Here is a 16,421-nt window from a genome sequence, read left to right as displayed (position 1 = left end):
CGAGTCGTGATCAGAACCGGATTGCCTTGAAGGCGCCGGAGAAGAAGGAGTAGAGCGCGTCTCCGGCGATGATGCCGCCGGCCGACACCTCGATCGCGTCGTTGACGGATCTCGGCGCGAAGCGCTTGAGCACGATGCGCAGCGTCACTCCGATGGCGACGAGGATGCCGGCGAGCGGGCTCGAGATGAGCAGTCCGGTCGCCAGCAGCACGCCGACCTGCCGCTTCGGCCCGCCGAGGAATTGGAGGAGCGCCCCGGGAATCGCCCACAGCAGCAGGTTGATGGCGGTGTCGCCGTCGATTCCTGCGTTGATGGCCGCGACGTACGCCGCGTTGATCGGTGCGGTGAGCCCGTTGGCGAAGAAGATCGGGTAGGCGACCGCGACGACGACGATGGCGACTCCGAAGCCGATCATGCCCGCGATGAGCTGCTGGCGTCGGCCGTCCAGTTCGAACTCCGGGTCTGCGCCTTCACCACGGAGGATCCAACCGGCCTTGAAGTCGTATCCCATGTCGGCGAAGGCCGGTCCGGTCGCGGCCGTGAAGCCGGCCAGCACGACGAGCGCCTCAGGCGGGAAGCCGATCATGATGCCCGCGAGCAGGGTGATCAGTGCGACGGCGAACGCGGGGAACCATCCGGAATGCCCGGCGGCGATGCCGACGATGAGCTCGTGGACGAACGCCGCAGCGGCGGCGAACAGCACGAAGCCGATCAACGACGGGATGCTCATATGCAGGAACAGGCCGGTGCCGAGCGCGAGCCCCGAGGCGATGACGACGTAGCCGACGCCGCCCAGGCCGAAGGCGCGACCCAGCCGACGGTCCGCGATCGCGATCGCCGCCGTTTCGGTGAGCTTCGCCTGCGGTGCTGCAGCGACCGCGGCGCTCCGGCGGCGCGATCTGACGATGATCACGGCGACCTGGATCAACGCGACGATGCCCGCGCCGATCATCATGCCCTGAGGCAGATACATCTCGGCGAGGTTCAGGCCGAACAGGGGCATCGCGAATCCGCCCGTGAGAAGTCCGACACCGAAAGCGATCATGGCGGCGAGCCCTCCGATCAGCGCCACGCCCAGTGCCGACATCGGCAGCGAGAAGATCGCGCCGGCCACGCCCACGCCGACGCCGCCCAGCAGATACCAGGCCTGACGGCCGCCCTTGTCGCCGGCTTTGATCGCCTCGGCAGCCGCGATGCCCAACGGCCAGGGCAGCTTCGCCGGGAAGATCGACGTGTCGAACATCTTGTACAGCAGCCAGGCATCCAGCAGCATCGCGAACGCGACGCCGATGAGCATCGGCACGATCATCTCGGGCAGCCCGAACAGGAACGGAATGCCGATCGGCAGGAACAGGCTGTTGGCGGCGCCGAACGTCGCCGAGCTGATGCTCGTCTGTGCGAGGTTCTGGGCGTGCACGGATCGGAACCCGCGCAGCATCGTCAGGGGGATCCGCGCCAGCGCCATCGCCACCAGGGCGCCGATCAGTGATGTGCTGGGCGTGATGCCGAGGGTCGCGAGCACTTGCACGCCGACGAGCGCGCCGAGCACGCTCAGCAGGATGGTGAGGATGAGGTTCGCCGGGGCGAGCGCTCGCGGATGACGCGGGGAGGAGGCCAACTGGCGCATCGGTGCGCCTGCATGTTCGGTCATGACTGCTCCTGGGGCCGGGGATCGGGTGGGCTGATGGCGCAAAGATGAAGGGTTCTATAATCTTGAACCAAGTACCAGTAAGTGGAATCATGACTCTCCGAGTGACGTTTGTCAAGAGGCGGCGCGAGGGCGCGAATCCGGTCATCTAGGATCGGGGAGACGGAAGGGCGGGGGATGAGCACTCTGGCCAACGCACGTGACGTGCTGCGACTGCTGGCGCGCACGCAGCGGGATCTCACGGTGACGGAGGTCGCTGCCGAGCTCGGCCAGCCCAAGAGCTCTGTGTCGCGGACGCTCGCTCTGATGGCCGATCACGGATTCCTGCAACGCGACGCCGTCACGCTCGCCTACGGTCCCGGCGAGCTCGTCATGGGTGCGGCGTATCGCGGACGCCCAGCGGGCAGCGTCGTGTCTCTGCTCGGGGATGTCCTCGCTGACCTCGTGCACGAGACCGGGTGCACCGGCTATGTCAACATCCTCGACGGTGATCAGACGCTGGTCATCCAGATGCGCACCAGTCCGAACAATCCGCTTCAGGCATACACGCCGGAGGGGACGCGCGCGCCGGCCTACTCCACCTCGATGGGGCGAGCGCTGCTGTCGCGCCTCGATGACGAGGCCGCCACCACGCTGGTCGCCGGCCGGTTCGATGAGGCTGTCGGCTCGGCGCCGCGCGACACCGAGCAGCTGTTGAAGGCGCTGGCCGCCGCGCGTGCCGACGGCTGGGCGCTCTCGTCCGGCGAGATCGTGCCGAACGTCGCCGGCGTCTCCTCGGCAGTCGTCGACCCGGGGGATTTCCGCCCCTACGGCATCGGTGTCGCATTCCCCGCACGCGACTTCGACCGCGCTCAGGCCGAACAGCTCGGATTCGCCGTTCGCCGTGCCGCGCAACGGGTCGGAGAGCGGATCGGCGACCCGTACTGGCTGGAGTTCGACGCAGGCTGAGCCTGCGGCATGCGGCCCGTCGCGCGTCAGATCGCTGCGCCGAGCGCGGCCCCCACGATGCTGCCGGAGACGAGAACGGGCACGGCGATGCCGGCCGCACGGATCGCGTCGCGGTGGTGCGGCGCGTAGCCCATGCAATCCAGGATCAGTGCCTGAGCGCCGGCGTCGACGAGTACTTGCGCCGCGTCGGCGACAGCGGAGTCCGCCCCGTAGGGCGAGGCGGCTGCAAACCGCGGCGCGTTCAGCGAATTCCATTTGCGCCCGGCGGCGGCGACCTGATCCGGCATCGGTACGAGGATGCCGACGCGGCGGCTGCTCAGCAGTCCAGTGGAAGCCGCGGTGACAACGGCATCCGGCTCGACGAGCCATGCGCGCGACGTCCGCAGATCGGGGAACTCTCCGGTGCACAGGATCACGATGGTCTCGGCGCCGTCAGCCTCGGCGGCGTCGACGACGTCCTGGAGGCCGCGATCCACGGCCGACGACGCCAACGACACGACCGTACCGTCCGCGAGCTTCGTCACGAGCGGATCGTCATCGGGGCGAGCGCCGTACCGTTCCTCGACCTCGTCGGCGGTCAGCCCGTCGAGGACTCCGCGATGCGAGACCTCGATGTCGGGTGGCAGGCGTTCCAGGAGTGCCGCAGCCAGATCGTGCCGTGGCGCCTGGCCGATCGTCACGAATGTCAGCGCTGGTGTGGATGTCGACATCGGAGGTCCTAAATTTTAGAAACTATTCAAAAATATAGAACTCCCTGTCCGGCCTGCTGTCAAGCACCTGGTCAATCCACGACCTTGACCCCGCGGGCGACATCCTCTCCGTCCTGTCCGCCTGACGTGACGCGCCGCTGATCGGATCACTCGGGCGTCGCGAACGAGTCCTCGATCGCGACCATCCACGAGATGCCGAAGCGGTCGACGAGCATGCCGAACTCGCCGCCCCATGGGGCTGCGCTCAGCGGGATCGTGGCAGTCCCGCTGGCGACGAGGCCGTCCCATGCGCGGTGCAGGTAGTCGGCGTCCACTGAGCCGCCGCTGAGTGAAACCGAGATGCCCTGCGGCGTCTCGTACTCCATGCCGGCGGGCGTGTCCGACGCCATGAGCACGAGCCCGCCCCGAGCGTTCAACTGCGCGTGCATCACGAGGTTCTCCTCTCCCGATGCCGCCCCGCTGTCGGGCATTTCGCCGAAGGTGCTCACGGCGAGGTCGCCGCCGAGGACGCCTTGGTAGAACTCCATCGCCTCACGGGCAGAGTCGCGGAAGGACAGGTAAGGGTTGAGGTTCGGCATGATCGCTCCTTCGTATGAATGCGTGGATGCAACCAGTGTGCGTCGCGTGCCGCCGATACTCAATGCTGTCCGTCGCCGGATCACTCCACGAGCTTGCCCACCGTGTCGACGTCGCGCATGAGCGCCGCGATCTCGGCGGGAACCTCGGGAATCTCCTCACGGATGACACCCGTCGCCGGCGACCAGACGAGGTTCACCTGCAGCGTCGGATCGGTGTCGGGGAAGTCGCTGCGGTTGTGGCATCCGCGGGTCTCGCGACGCTCTCGAGCGGCCTCCATCGTGGCGCGGGCGGCGAGTGCGGACGCCTTCAGATCGAAGGCGTGCGCGAGGTCCTGGAACCCGGCGATATCGGGATGGATGCCGATGTCCGCCATGCGCCCCTCGATCATGTCGAGCTCGGCGAGGCCTGCGCGCAGGCCCTCCTCCGAACGCACCACACCGGCGTGCTCGGTCATCGTGTTGCGGATCGCCCGCTGCAGCGCTCGCACGTTCTCGCGTCCGTCGGCGGCGAGCAGGTCGTCGATCTCCGCACGAGCCTGCGCCACGGCATCCGCTGACCGGCGTTGCGCATCCAGGCCGGTCGCGTGCGCGATCGCCGCCTGGCCGACCAGCCGGCCGTAGACGAGCAGCTCGATCAGCGAGTTGCCGCCGAGCCGGTTCGCGCCATGCAGGCCACTGGATGCCTCGCCGATCGCGTACAGTCCGCCGACGTCGGTGCTGTGATCCTCGGGGCGGACCCAGACCCCGCCCATCGAGTAGTGCGCGGTCGGCGCGATCTCGATCGGATCGGTGGTGATGTCGAGCATCTGGAGCTCGAGCATCGTCTGGTAGACCCGGGGAAGCCGCGTCATGATCGTCTCGCGGGGCAGGTGGGAGACGTCCAGCCACACGCCGCCGTTCGGCGTGCCGCGTCCCTCCTGGATCTCGGTGTAGGCGGCCAGCGCGACGCGGTCGCGGGTGGACAGCTCCAACCGCTGCGGATCGTATTTCGCCATGAAACGCTCACCGAGGGCGTTGGTGAGGATCCCGCCCTCTCCGCGCGCAGCCTCGGAGATGAGCGTTCCTGCGGCGTTCTCCGGCTCGATGATGCCGGAGGGGTGGAACTGCACGAGTTCGGGATCGCGCAGTCGTGCGCCGGCCTCGACGGCCAGGCGGAACGAGTCGCCGGTGTTCTCGTCGCGGCGCGACGACGTCCGCCGCCAGATGCGGTTGTGCCCGCCCGCGGCCAGGATCACGGCGTCCGCGTGGATCAGGTACCGCGTCCCGTCGGCCTGGTCGAAGCCGTAGGCGCCGAAGACCACGTTGTCCTTCACGAGGATGCGCGTGATGTACACGCCGTCCAGGATCGGGACGTCCAGCTGCTCGGCCCTGCGAACCAGCGTGCGCTGGATCTCGAGTCCGGTGTAATCGCCGGCGAAGGCCGTGCGCCGGAACGTGTGCGCGCCGAAGAAACGCTGCGAGATGCGTCCGTCGTCCTCGCGGGCGAAGTCCATGCCCCAGCGCTCCAGATCCCGGATGCCGCGCTCGGCGCCGCGCGTGACGACCTCGACCGTGTGCGGATTGGCCAGCAGGTAGCTCTCGGTGATGGTGTCGGCCGCATGCTGCTGCCAGCTGTCCTCGGCATCCATCGTCGCGAGGGCCGCGTTGATGCCGCCGGCGGCGAGCGAGGTGTGCGCGTCGTTGCGATGACGCTTGCCGACGGCGAGGACGTCGACGCCCTGCTCGGCGACCTCGATCGCAGCGCGCAGGCCGGAACCGCCGGTGCCGATGACGAGGACGGTGGTGGAGATCTGGCGTTCGCGGGTGCTCATGTCTTCCACGGTAGGAACACACCGTCGATAACTCCAATGAATAGTTCTCATGGTCACGATAGCCTGATGACATGAACCTGGAGCAGTTGCGCGGCTTCGTCGCCATCGCCGAGATCGGGCACTTCACGCGTGCGGCCGAGACGCTGCACGTCGCCCAGCCGTCGCTGAGCCGCCAGATCGCCACGCTCGAGAACGAGATGGGCGGAGTACTGTTCCATCGGGCCAGAGGCAACATCACGCTGACCGCCGCCGGTGAGACCCTGCTGCCGCGCGCACGCCGGATTCTGGCGGATGCCGACGCGATCCGTGTGGAGATGGGTGAGCTCGCCGGTCTGCAGCGGGGCCGGGTGCGCCTGGGAGCGACGCCGACGCTGTGCGTCAGCCTCGTCGCGGAGGCCATGAGCGCGTTTCACCGGGCGCACCCGGGCATCGGTCTCCAGCTCACCGAGGCCGGGTCGAGGCTGCTCATCGAGCGCCTCACCGCCGGGGAGCTCGATATGGCGCTCATCACGTCGTCCGAGGGGATGCCGACCGGGGAGCCGACCCTCGTGCGCACACCGCTGCTCACGGAGGAGCTCGTGGTGGTCTCGGCGGTGACGACGACGCCGATCGCCGATTCCGCGCTCGACCTCGAACAGCTCGCGACGCTGCCCCTGATCGCTTTCTCGGACAGCTACGACCTGCGCGCGACGACGGATGCCGCGTTCGGCGGCGCCGGTCTCGAACCGACGACGGTCATCGAAGGGGCGGAGATGGATGCCGTGCTGCGCTTCGTCGAGCGCGGACTCGGCGTCGCCGTCGTTCCGGCCACGGTGGCGCTCGACCGACCGAGTCTGCGGTCCGTGCGGCTGGTCGACCCGCAGCTGACCCGCACGATCAGCATCGCGCACCGGTCCGACGTGAATCCCACCCGTGCCGCCGCCGCGATGCGCGAGGTCATCGTCGCCACGGCAACAGGCCTGGCCGACGCCTCTCCGGAGACCCTGCGGGTCGTGCGCTGATCAGGCCGAGAGCGCAGTCGCCGCCGCGGCCAGCATCTGCGGCACGGTCGGCACGCCCTCGGCGCGGAACGTCTGCACGCCGGCCGCATCGTGGACGATCACGGTCGGGGTGAAGCGGATGTCCAGGGCCTCAGCGGCATCCGGATCCGCGGCGACGTCGATCTCGGTGACCGTCGCATCCGGCAGGAAGCGCGCGGCGTCGGCGATCACGGCTCGCGTGCGCGAGCAGGCACCGCAGAAGGCGGAGGTGACGAGCGTGATCTCCATGTTCGAGGCAACCGCGAAGGGCTCCGGGGTGTTCCCGTTCAGGTCCGGCGGGGGTGCAGGAACCCGGATGCCGCGCCCAGCGCCGCCCCGACGACCGTGTCGACGATCCGCTCGAGAGCGACGGACATGTCGCCGATCTCGCCGGTCGCCGCTCCCGTCAGCAGCAGCACGAGCGGCGTGATGAACACGAGCGCGAGCGCATAGTGCCGCACCACCACGAGTTCGATGACGAACTGCAGGGTGCCCAGTAGCAGCGCCAGCCAGAGCCCTGCCGGGTGGAGCAGCGCCAGCAATGCGTACAGGCCGGCGCCGACGATCGTGCCCAGCATCCGGTGGAGCCCCCGCTGCAGCGCCGCCGTGCGGTCGGCCGCGACGCCGATGACGGCGACCGCTCCGCCGACCACCCAGTAGCTGCGCTCGGGGTCCACCGCGAGGGCGAGGAGCACTCCGATCACGGACACGATCACGACCCGCAGCAGGAGCATCTTCCCGTCGGCGTCGAGCGCGGGTCCGGGCAGGACTTCCCTCAGCGGTCGAGCTGCGACCGACCGGGGCCTGGGCAGCAGCAGCGGGGCGATCGCGACGAGGTACGAGAACACGCATCCCGCCGTGAACGCGGCGAGATAGACCGGAGCGGCGATGGGGGCACTCGTGACGACATGCGCCGACAGGCCGAAAACGAGGACGAAGAACAGCGGACCCGGCGGACCGAGCCGGAACCCGAATGACAGCGCCGCGCTGCCGATCGCGACGCATGCGACGCCGGCCAGCACCAGCCAGACGGTCGGCGCCGCGAGCAGTCCGAGGGCGGCGCTCACGATCAGCCCGCTGGCGACGAACGGCAGGACCTTGGCGCGTTCGGTCACGGGAGACGAGCCCGCGAACAGCACCGTGAACGCGCCGGAGGCGGCGATGTACCCGAGGGACGGCTGGCCGATCAGCGTCATGACGGCGATCGGACCAGCGAGGCCGATCGCGGCCTGCAGCCCGATCGGCCACCGCGGCCCTCGCGACGGGCCGAAAGCGAACAGACTCACCCGCCTATTGTCTCGCTCCGTGCGCCTCGGGCGCGACGAGCCGGGTCCACAGCGTCGCCCACTGCTCCGGGCGGATGTCCCGCGGAAGCGCGCTCCTGGCGATTCCGGCGTCGCTCAGGGCGGGCAACGCGCGGGACGGCGGGTGCCCTGTGCGGCGCAGGATCTGCAGCATCCCGTTGCCTCGGGCCCGGAAGACCGTGGCGACGAACGCGTCGTATCGCCGTCGATCTCGGGTCGGGATCAACGGCCTGCGCCGCCGCGACACCGTGAGGAGCCCGCCGTCGACGGCGGGCATGGGCTGGAATCGCGTCGCAGGCACGCGATCGTGCAACGCGAACGTGAACCACGGCCCGGCCTGGGCCGTCATCATGGTCGCTCCGCCCACGCCGGCGCGCTTGCGCGCGACCTCCCATTGGGTGAGCAGCACCGCATGCTGCCAGCCGTCGTGGCGCAGCATCCGCCGCAGGATCGGGGTCGTCAGGTGGAAGGGGATGTTGCCCACGACGACCGGTCGGTCCAGTGGTTCGCGCAGGGCATCGGCGACGTCGACGGATGCCGCGGGCAGGCGAGTCCTGAGCCGGGCCACGCATCGGGCATCGATGTCGATCGCGCGGACATCGCGGCCGAGCCGGATGAGGTGCTCGGTGAGGGCGCCGTCGCCGGCGCCGATCTCGAGGATGGGCCCGTCCGTCTCGGCGACGAGGTCGGCGATGCGCTTCAGGGTCGGACGGTGGGTGAGGAAGTTCTGACCGAGTTCGTGTCGGCCGCCGGTGGGGGCATGAGGTCGCATGGTGCGCTCCGATCGCAGGAAGGGAGCACCCGTGAGCGGGCGTGCGAAGGCACGGCGAACGCGCTTCCGGGTGCAGGACATCCGGGAACGACGCGCGGAGGCGTGAGGGGTGTGCGACCGTCAGCGCGCCGTCAGGCGCGGCGGTCGCGGAAGGTGAAGCAGCGCGCGTCGAACGTCGCGCCGGAGATTATCGAACCCATGCCGGCGAGTGTATCAGTCCGGGCGTGTCGTCCCGAGGACCAGGCCGGCGACGGCATCCCATGCGGCGGCCCCCAGCTCGTCATCCGCCTCGCGCGAACCGCCGCGCGCCATGCGAGTCCCGCCGGACGGAGCTGCCTCGCCGGGGAACGGAACGCGATGACCCGCCAGCGGATGCCGCACCACCGCGGTCGGCAGACCCGCCGCCGCCCGTCGCGCGACGATCTCATCGGCGAAGCGCGCGCTCGGCCACACCCGGTCGTCCTCGCCGACCACGAGGAGCACGTCCCCCGTGATGCGTTCGACCGGGATCGCTGCGGCCTGCGCCTCGGCGGGATGCCGATCGACGCTCGTCCGGTACAGGTCGCGGAACTCCGGCGGGTCGGTGGTCGCAATCCAATCGTCGGCGAACGGCACCCAGGGCAGCGGAACGCCCGCCGCGGTCCAGTGCGAGGACCATGACCCGTCCAGGATGCCGGGCCACACCACGCTCGTCGGGGCGATCGCGATCACGGCATCCACCGGCGTGCGCGTCCCGGTCAGCAGCGCCGCCTCCGCGCCGAACGAGGTGCCGAGGACTGCCACCCGGTCGCAGGACTCGCGCAGGAGCGCGACCTCGTCGAGGAACAGCTCCAGAGGCACCTCCCGCGGTACACGGCGCTGGCCCGCGCCGCCGAACCAGCGGATCGCATGCGCACGGACGCCGTGCCGCGCGAACAGCTCGGCGCGGTCGGATTCGATGCGCCCGCTGGACCCGGCGAGAACGAGGACGCCAGCGCCGGTCGGAGTCACCGGGATCGCGACGTGCCGGTCCGCTTCGTCGACGAGTGCCATGACGTCAGCGCTGCGCGAGCCAGTCGGCGAACGTCTGCGTGGTGAGGTCGGCATCCGGCCCTGGGAGCGCGAGTCCGGCGCGCATGCCCTTCATCTGCGCGGTCGGCATGCTCACCCGGGGGATCCACCCGTGATGCCCGTTCGCGCGGGCGTACGCGACGACCATCTCGTCGAGCGCCTCCTCCCGCGGGCCGGCGAGATCGCGGGCGCGCCCCTGCACTGGTCCGGCGGCCAGGGCGATGAGTCGTTCCGCGACATCCCGCGCGGCGACCGGCTGGGTGCGGGCGCGCAGCGCGAGATGCAGCGGGCCGATTCTCGCGCGGTCGTACATCTGGCCGGCGAACTCGTGGAACTGCGTCGCCCGCAGGATCGTCCACGGCACGGTCGAGGTCTCGACGATCTTCTCCTGCGCGAGCTTGCCCGCGTAGTAGTCGACCGGCATGCGATGGATGCCGACGATCGACAGCAGCACGACGTGACCGACGCCGGCCTCCGCGGCCGCTGTCACAAGGTTGCCGGTCGCCGCGGTGAAGAACTCCACGGCCTCGGTGGCCTTCAGCGTCGTGATGTTCGCGGTGTCGATCACCGCGTCGACGCCGTCGAGTGCGGCGTCCAGTCCTCGACCGGTGACAAGGTCGACGCCGGTGGATCGGGTCAGGACGACGGCTTCATGACCGGCATCCCGAGCGGCCTCGACCACGTGGCGTCCGACGACTCCTGTGCCTCCGGCGACAGCGATCCTCATGCGCCCATCCTGTCACCTCGAAGTCAGTGCGGCGCGTGGTATTCGGCCTCGCCGCGCTTCCAGTAGCCCTTGACGACGGCCTGTGCGGTGTCGACGCCCCAGCGCTCGAGCAGCGCACGCCCGGGCTTCACGATCGCCTGCTCGGCGGCGATGAACACGAACGGGTGCTCGCCGACGGCATCCGACGCCTGCAGCGAATCCAGGAAGGCGATGAGCGCCGACCCGGCGGGGGCGTCACCGCGGTGCAGCCATTCGACGGCCACCGGGGCGTCGATCGTGATCTCGTCCTCGCTGCCGCGCACTTCGATCACGATGCGCGCCGGCGCATCGCCGATCTGAGCCGCGAAGCGTCGGATCGCGGGGATCGCCGTCTCGTCGCCCACCAGCATCCAGCTGCCAGGGGTGCCGGTCAGGACCGCGGAACCACGAGGGCCTCCGACACCGATCCGCGCGCCCATCGGCGCCGTCGCGGCCCACGGAGCAGCGACGCCCTGGTCCCCGTGCACGGCGAACTCGACTTCGAGCCAGCCGTCTCCCCAGAACAGGGGCGTGTACTCGCGGCTCGGCGCGGCGCGCAGCTCCTCGATCGTGTCGGGGATCTCGGTGGGGAAGAACAGGCGCATGTGGTCGTCGGCGCCGGGGGAGTCGAAGCCCTCGAGATCGGTGCCCTCGAGACGCACACGCACATAATCCGGGGCCAGTTCCTCGCGTGCCACGAGCGACACGGTCCGGAAGCGCAGCTCGTTCATCCGGCGCTCGATGGTGAAGGGCGAAGTCGACGTGGTCATGAAAGTTAGGTTAGCCTACATCTGAGCAGGTGAGGCTTACCTTACCTTTGCTCGATCCTTCGTCCATCGTCTCCAGGGAGAACCATGTCCTCGCGCCGGCCGCTCGCCGCAGCATCCTTCGTCCTCATCTCCGCCCTCGCGCTCGCCGGCTGCTCCACCGCGGAATCCGCACCGGCCGCCGAGGAGGAATCCTCCGAAGCGAGCACCGTGACGTACTCGTGGGAGCGCAACACGGCAGGCGAGGACGAGGAGCCGGTGTACGAGACCGAGACCGTCGAGGTGCCCAAGGATCCGAAGAGGATCGTCGCGTTCGAGATGGCCACCGTCGACACGATCGGCGCGCTGGGCGGCGAGGTCGCCGGTGCGCCGCTGGACTCCGTGCCCGAGTATCTGCAGGACAGCCTCGCCGATGACGCGTTCAACGCCGGCACCCTGTTCGAGGCCGACCTGATCGAGATCGAGGCGCAGCAGCCCGACCTCATCGTCATCGGCGGGCGGTCGTCCGGCCTGTACGAGGACCTGAGCCAGATCGCGCCGACCATCGACCTCGGCATCGCCGGCTCCTACCTCGAGACCCTCGAGCGCAACGTGATGTTCCTGGGTGAGGTCCTCGGCGCCGAGGACGAGGCGACCGAAGCTCTCGCCGAGCTCGAGACGGGAATCGACGAGGCGAAGGCCGCGACCGAGGAAGCGGGCAACGGCCTCGCCGTGATCGTCTCGGGCGGCGAGCTGAGCGCGATGGCGCCGTCCGATGCGGAGGGCGGCAGCGCGAACGTGCGCGGGGGTCTGCTCTACGACGTCTTCGGCGTCGAGCCTGTCGTCGAGGACGTCGCATCGGCAACGCACGGCGAGCCGATCTCGTTCGAGTTCCTGCTCGAGCACGACCCCGACACCCTCTGGATCGTCGACCGCGACGTCGCCACCGGGGAGGCCGAGGCCGGAGCCGCCGCACAGGTGCTCGACAACGACATCGTGAAGCAGACCACCGCATCGAAGAACGACGCGATCGTCTACCTCGACCCGGTGGCGTGGTACATCGTCTACGGCGGCATCGAGACCACGCAGCTGCTCATCGACGACGTGATGCAGATCGCGGAGTGACCACCTCCTCGCACGCGTGACGCTCACCGAATCCCCGACGAGCGCCCCCGCCCCGGCACGCCCACGGCGTGGCTGGGTGGGGGTGCTCATCGGCATCCTCTTCGTCCTGCTCGCCATCGCGAGCCTGTTCATCGGCGCCTCAGACGTGTCCCCGGTCGCCCTGTTCACCGGTGGCCAGGACAGCACGGCCGCCTTTCTGCTGCTGGTCAGCCGGATTCCCCGCACCATCGCCGTGATCCTCGTCGGTGCCTCGCTCGGCATCGCGGGTCTCATCATGCAGATGCTGGTCCGCAACCGCTTCGTCGAACCGTCCACGACCGGCGTCAGCGAGTTCGCCACGTTCGGGATGCTGGTGACGACCGTGTTCTGGCCAGGGCTCGCCGTGGTCGGCAAGATGGGCGTCGCCGCCGCCTTCGGCCTCGCCGGCACCTGGGTGTTCCTGCGGATCGTGCGCGCGGTTCCCGTGCGCCAGCTCGTGCTCGTCCCGCTGGTCGGCATCATGCTCGGCGGGGTCGTGGGTGCTGTCACGACGTTCTTCGCGTACCGTCTCGACCTGCTGCAGTCGCTCGGGCAATGGGCGCAGGGGAGCTTCGCGACCGTCATGCAGGGGCGCTACGAGATGCTCTGGCTCGCCGCCGCGATGGTCGTGGTCGCATGGATCGCCGCGGACCGCTTCAGCGTCATCGGGCTCGGTGAGGAGTTCGCCACCAACCTGGGGCTGAACTATCGTCGCGTCGTCGCCATCGGGATGGTGATCATCGCGCTGATCACGGCTGCGGTGCTCGTGACCGCGGGCATGATCCCGTTCCTCGGTCTGGTGGTGCCGAACATCGTCAGCCTCATCATCGGCGACAACGTGCGCCGCTCGATCCCGTGGGTCGCAGGCCTCGGCGCCGTCTTCGTGCTCGGCTGCGACATCCTCGCGCGCGTCGTGCGCTTCCCGTACGAGATCCCGCTGTCCGTGATCGTCGGCATGGTCGGCGCCGTGCTGTTCCTCTGGCTGCTGCTGCGGAAGGGGAGTCGTGCTCACTGACACCCGCACCATGACCCTGCCGCAGGCGCTGCACAGGCGCCCGTGGGTGCGCCTGAGCGCGCTGGGCCTTGCGGTGATCGCGCTCATCGCGGTCTACCTCTTCACCGACGTACCGGGTTCGCTGGCGTTCGCTTTGCGCATCCGCTCTCTGACGGTCCTCGCGATGCTCGTCGTCGCGGTGGCGGTCGGCGTCTCGACGGTCGTCTTCCACACGATCACGCAGAACCGCATCCTGACGCCCTCGATCATGGGATTCGACGCGTTCTACGTGCTGATCGCGACGACCATCGTGTTCTTCTTCGGCTCGGCATCCTTCCTGCGGGCGAACGAACTGCTCCTGTGGGTCGTGCAGGTCGTCGTCATGGTCGCGTTCAGCGTGTTCCTGTTCACCTGGATGTTCGGCGGCAAACGGCGATCGATCCACCTCATGCTGCTCGTCGGCATCGTGCTCGGCACGTTCTTCCGCAGCTTCTCGGAGTGGATGCAGCGGATGCTGGACCCCCTCGACTTCCAGGTGCTCACCGACGCGATGTTCGCCTCGCTCACCCGCCCAGACCCGACGCTCCTGCTGTTCACGGCCGTGCTTGTCGTGGCATCCTGCATCGGGATCGTCCCGCTGGTGCGCAAGCTGGACGTCCTCACCCTCGGCGAGCCGGCGGCGATCGGGCTCGGCATCGATCATCGGCGTCTCGTCATGCTGCTGTTCACCCTGATCTCGGTGATGATCGCGGCATCCACCGCCCTGGTGGGACCCATCCTGTTCTTCGGGCTCATCGTCGCGAACCTCGCCTACTCGTGGGCCGGGTCGTTCCGGCACGCCTGGACGCTGCCGACGGCGGCCCTGATCGGGATGCTGTGCCTGCTGGGAGGACAGGTCGTCCTCGAGCAGATCTTCGGGTTCGGGGGAAGCATCTCCATGATCATCGAGTTCGCCGGCGGGCTCTTCTTCCTCTTCCTCGTCCTCAGAAAGGGGGCGCGATGATCGCGCTCGAGAACGTCACGAAACGCTATGGGAAGGCGGTCGTGCTCGACGACGTCTCGATCGAGTTCGGCGGCGAGGGTGTGACCGCGCTGATCGGACCGAACGGGGCGGGCAAGTCCACGCTGTTCGGTCTCGTCGGCCGACTCATCGCCGCCGATGAGGGGCGGATCGCCGTCGACGGCGAAGACGTCAGAACGGCGTCGTCGAGCGAATTGGCGAAGGTCCTCGCCGTGCTCAGGCAGGACAACCACATCGCCGCGCGCCTCACCGTGCACGACCTGGTCGAGTTCGGTCGCTTCCCGCATTCGAAGGGGCGCTTCACCATCGATGACCGTGCCCATATCGACCGGGCGATCGCGTATCTCGACCTGGATCCGTACCGCGATCGCTTCCTCGACGAACTGTCCGGCGGGCAGCGGCAGCGGGCGTTCATCGCGATGGTCCTCGCTCAGGACACCCGCTACGTGCTGCTGGACGAGCCTCTGAACAATCTCGATCTGCGTCACGCCGCCGAGATCATGCAGCTCATCCGCCGCATGGCGGATGAGCTGGGCAAGAAGGTGATCGTCGTGCTGCACGACATCAACGTCGCAGGGCACCACGCGGACCGGATCGTCGCGATGCGCGGCGGCCGGATCATCGCGGATGCCGCGCCGGACGACATCGTGCGCGCGGATGTGCTCCGCGAGATCTACGACCATCCGGTGGAGGTGCGGATGATCGACGGACGGCCGGTCGCGCTGACGTTCTGAGGAGCGACCCGCTCAGACCTCGATGCCGTGCGACTCGTCGTTGACCCCGGTATTGTTGTCGCCCTTGCGGGACTCGACGAGCATGAGCCAGCCGATCGAGACGATGGCCGCCAGCAGGATGCCGAGCCACACGTTCTGCAGGATCAGCCCGATCACCACGCCGAGCACGAGCAGCACGGTCGTGCCGCCGAGCCAGGTCCACCGCTGCTTCTTCGTCGCTGCCATGCCGTCAGCCTAGCCCTCAGTGACCGCGGTGGTCCTGCGGTGCGAGCCGAGGGCCGCGGCGCGGTTCGCGCGGACCACCGGCGAGGATCAGACGGATGACACGCTGGCGGTGCCCGGCCCACGGCGCGAGGAGTTCGAGCATCCTGTCGTCGTCGACGCGCGATCCGGTCAGCGCGAAGCCGACCTGATGCGCGAGGTGGTAGTCGCCGACGCTCACGGCATCGGGATCGCCGAGTGCTCTGATGCGCGTCTCGGAGGACGTCCAGGCGCCGATGCCGGGGAGGCTCGTGAGGATGCGGTCGCGCTCCGGACCGGTCGGGGCGGCCATGACCGCATCAGTGATCCGTCGACCGCGGGTCGCTGCCGACACGATGGAACGCGCCTGAGGCGGTTCGACACCGGCGCGGTGCCACGCCCAGGAGGGGATGCCGCGCCAGCCGTCGATCGGCGGCGGCGCGGACATCGGTCGAGGGGTGGGCCCTGGCGCGCGCTCGCCGAAGCGGGCGACCAGAACGCGCCACGCCCCGAACGCCTGGAACGAGGTGACCTTCTGCTCGATCACGGCGCTCGCCAGGGCGTCGAAGACGAGATCGGTGCGGGTGAGGCGGGTTCCGGCCGTGCGGCGGGCGATCTCGGCCAGCTCGGGATGCCGCGACAGGTCGAACCCGGTCGCGTCGTCATGCGCGCCGCACAGGGCGGGCAGCTGCTCGAGGGCCCACGGGGCGCCGGCGCCCCACGCGCTCGCGTGGATCTCGCCTGCGACGGAGCGCAGCGCGAGCGTCGCGACGCCCTGCGGGGTGCGGCTGGCGCGCCAGAGCGTGGTGCCGTCGACCAGCATGGTCGGGTCCTTCGGACCTCGCATGAGCACGCCGACCGTGCGCCGGAGATCCAGTGGATGAGCGGGACGATAGACGGTCGTCAGCGGCGAGGCGCGGTGCGCGCCGGCATCCGCTGTCAACGTCATGCGAACACC

At 69.2% G+C, this 16,421-nt stretch carries 18 protein-coding genes; 6 read left to right on the top strand and 12 right to left on the bottom strand.

Going from position 1 to position 16,421, the window contains the following annotated elements; translation table 11 throughout:
• Positions 1-10: 10 nt before the first annotated feature.
• The gene (locus tag M2317_RS15150) at positions 11-1,651 is read right to left on the bottom strand and encodes an OPT/YSL family transporter (RefSeq protein ID WP_429461544.1); all 1,641 of its coding nucleotides are present in this window, start codon (positions 1,649-1,651) and stop codon (positions 11-13) included.
• Positions 1,652-1,825: 174 nt separating this feature from the next.
• On the opposite strand from M2317_RS15150, the gene M2317_RS15145 reads away from it, so the two are divergent.
• Positions 1,826-2,596 (top strand): IclR family transcriptional regulator, encoded by a 771-nt coding sequence (locus M2317_RS15145; protein WP_429461542.1) that lies wholly within the window; start codon positions 1,826-1,828, stop codon positions 2,594-2,596.
• Positions 2,597-2,622: 26 nt separating this feature from the next.
• Here the strand turns inward: M2317_RS15145 and M2317_RS15140 are convergent, their stop codons facing one another.
• From M2317_RS15140 to M2317_RS15130, 3 genes are all read right to left on the bottom strand, one after another.
• Positions 2,623-3,306 (bottom strand): AroM family protein, encoded by a 684-nt coding sequence (locus M2317_RS15140; protein WP_429461540.1) that lies wholly within the window; start codon positions 3,304-3,306, stop codon positions 2,623-2,625.
• A 146-nt stretch (positions 3,307-3,452) separates the two neighbouring features.
• Positions 3,453-3,884 carry a VOC family protein gene (locus M2317_RS15135; RefSeq protein WP_429461538.1) on the bottom strand — a complete coding sequence of 144 codons (432 nt, stop codon included), beginning with the start codon at positions 3,882-3,884 and terminating at the stop codon, positions 3,453-3,455.
• Between the two features lie 80 nt (positions 3,885-3,964).
• Positions 3,965-5,695 carry an L-aspartate oxidase gene (locus M2317_RS15130; RefSeq protein ID WP_429461537.1) on the bottom strand — a complete coding sequence of 577 codons (1,731 nt, stop codon included), beginning with the start codon at positions 5,693-5,695 and terminating at the stop codon, positions 3,965-3,967.
• A 71-nt stretch (positions 5,696-5,766) separates the two neighbouring features.
• Between M2317_RS15130 and M2317_RS15125 the strand changes: the two genes are divergently transcribed.
• Positions 5,767-6,696 (top strand): LysR family transcriptional regulator, encoded by a 930-nt coding sequence (locus M2317_RS15125; protein ID WP_429461535.1) that lies wholly within the window; start codon positions 5,767-5,769, stop codon positions 6,694-6,696.
• On the opposite strand, the gene M2317_RS15120 is transcribed toward M2317_RS15125, so the two are convergent.
• The 6 genes from M2317_RS15120 to M2317_RS15095 all read right to left on the bottom strand — a co-directional run bounded on the left by M2317_RS15120 (position 6,697) and on the right by M2317_RS15095 (position 11,355).
• Positions 6,697-6,963 (bottom strand): thioredoxin domain-containing protein, encoded by a 267-nt coding sequence (locus M2317_RS15120; protein WP_429461533.1) that lies wholly within the window; start codon positions 6,961-6,963, stop codon positions 6,697-6,699. It abuts the gene before it with no gap.
• 38 nt (positions 6,964-7,001) lie between these two features.
• Positions 7,002-8,000 (bottom strand): FUSC family protein, encoded by a 999-nt coding sequence (locus M2317_RS15115; protein ID WP_429461532.1) that lies wholly within the window; start codon positions 7,998-8,000, stop codon positions 7,002-7,004.
• A 4-nt stretch (positions 8,001-8,004) separates the two neighbouring features.
• On the bottom strand, positions 8,005-8,790 hold the full coding sequence (gene erm, locus M2317_RS15110) for a 23S ribosomal RNA methyltransferase Erm (RefSeq protein ID WP_429461530.1): 786 nt from the start codon (positions 8,788-8,790) through the stop codon (positions 8,005-8,007).
• Between the two features lie 213 nt (positions 8,791-9,003).
• Positions 9,004-9,822 carry an acyl-CoA thioester hydrolase/BAAT C-terminal domain-containing protein gene (locus tag M2317_RS15105; RefSeq protein WP_429461528.1) on the bottom strand — a complete coding sequence of 273 codons (819 nt, stop codon included), beginning with the start codon at positions 9,820-9,822 and terminating at the stop codon, positions 9,004-9,006.
• Positions 9,823-9,826: 4 nt separating this feature from the next.
• Positions 9,827-10,567: an SDR family oxidoreductase gene (locus M2317_RS15100; RefSeq protein WP_429461526.1), complete on the bottom strand. Its 741-nt coding sequence runs from the start codon at positions 10,565-10,567 to the stop codon at positions 9,827-9,829.
• 23 nt (positions 10,568-10,590) lie between these two features.
• On the bottom strand, positions 10,591-11,355 hold the full coding sequence (locus M2317_RS15095) for a siderophore-interacting protein (RefSeq protein ID WP_429461524.1): 765 nt from the start codon (positions 11,353-11,355) through the stop codon (positions 10,591-10,593).
• Positions 11,356-11,439: 84 nt separating this feature from the next.
• On the opposite strand from M2317_RS15095, the gene M2317_RS15090 reads away from it, so the two are divergent.
• From M2317_RS15090 to M2317_RS15075, 4 genes are read left to right on the top strand one after another with little or no spacing between them, the layout of a single operon-like run.
• Entirely contained in the window at positions 11,440-12,456 is a 1,017-nt protein-coding gene (locus M2317_RS15090; protein WP_429461522.1) for a siderophore ABC transporter substrate-binding protein, read from the top strand.
• Between the two features lie 16 nt (positions 12,457-12,472).
• Positions 12,473-13,489: an ABC transporter permease gene (locus M2317_RS15085; protein ID WP_429461521.1), complete on the top strand. Its 1,017-nt coding sequence runs from the start codon at positions 12,473-12,475 to the stop codon at positions 13,487-13,489.
• Positions 13,479-14,471: an iron chelate uptake ABC transporter family permease subunit gene (locus M2317_RS15080; RefSeq protein WP_429461519.1), complete on the top strand. Its 993-nt coding sequence runs from the start codon at positions 13,479-13,481 to the stop codon at positions 14,469-14,471. The genes M2317_RS15085 and M2317_RS15080 overlap by 11 nt, the downstream gene beginning before the upstream one ends.
• Positions 14,468-15,223 carry an ABC transporter ATP-binding protein gene (locus M2317_RS15075; protein ID WP_429461518.1) on the top strand — a complete coding sequence of 252 codons (756 nt, stop codon included), beginning with the start codon at positions 14,468-14,470 and terminating at the stop codon, positions 15,221-15,223. The genes M2317_RS15080 and M2317_RS15075 overlap by 4 nt, the downstream gene beginning before the upstream one ends.
• A gap of 12 nt (positions 15,224-15,235) precedes the next feature.
• Here the strand turns inward: M2317_RS15075 and M2317_RS15070 are convergent, their stop codons facing one another.
• Both M2317_RS15070 and M2317_RS15065 read right to left on the bottom strand, forming a co-directional pair.
• Entirely contained in the window at positions 15,236-15,448 is a 213-nt protein-coding gene (locus M2317_RS15070; RefSeq protein WP_429461516.1) for a hypothetical protein, read from the bottom strand.
• 16 nt (positions 15,449-15,464) lie between these two features.
• On the bottom strand, positions 15,465-16,412 hold the full coding sequence (locus M2317_RS15065) for a DNA-3-methyladenine glycosylase family protein (RefSeq protein ID WP_429461514.1): 948 nt from the start codon (positions 16,410-16,412) through the stop codon (positions 15,465-15,467).
• Positions 16,413-16,421: the final 9 nt, after the last annotated feature.

Origin of the sequence: Microbacterium sp. ZKA21 (assembly GCF_050434165.1) — a bacterium.
Taxonomy (GTDB): Bacteria; Actinomycetota; Actinomycetes; order Actinomycetales; family Microbacteriaceae; genus Microbacterium.
This window is presented reverse-complemented; position numbering and strand designations above follow the sequence as displayed.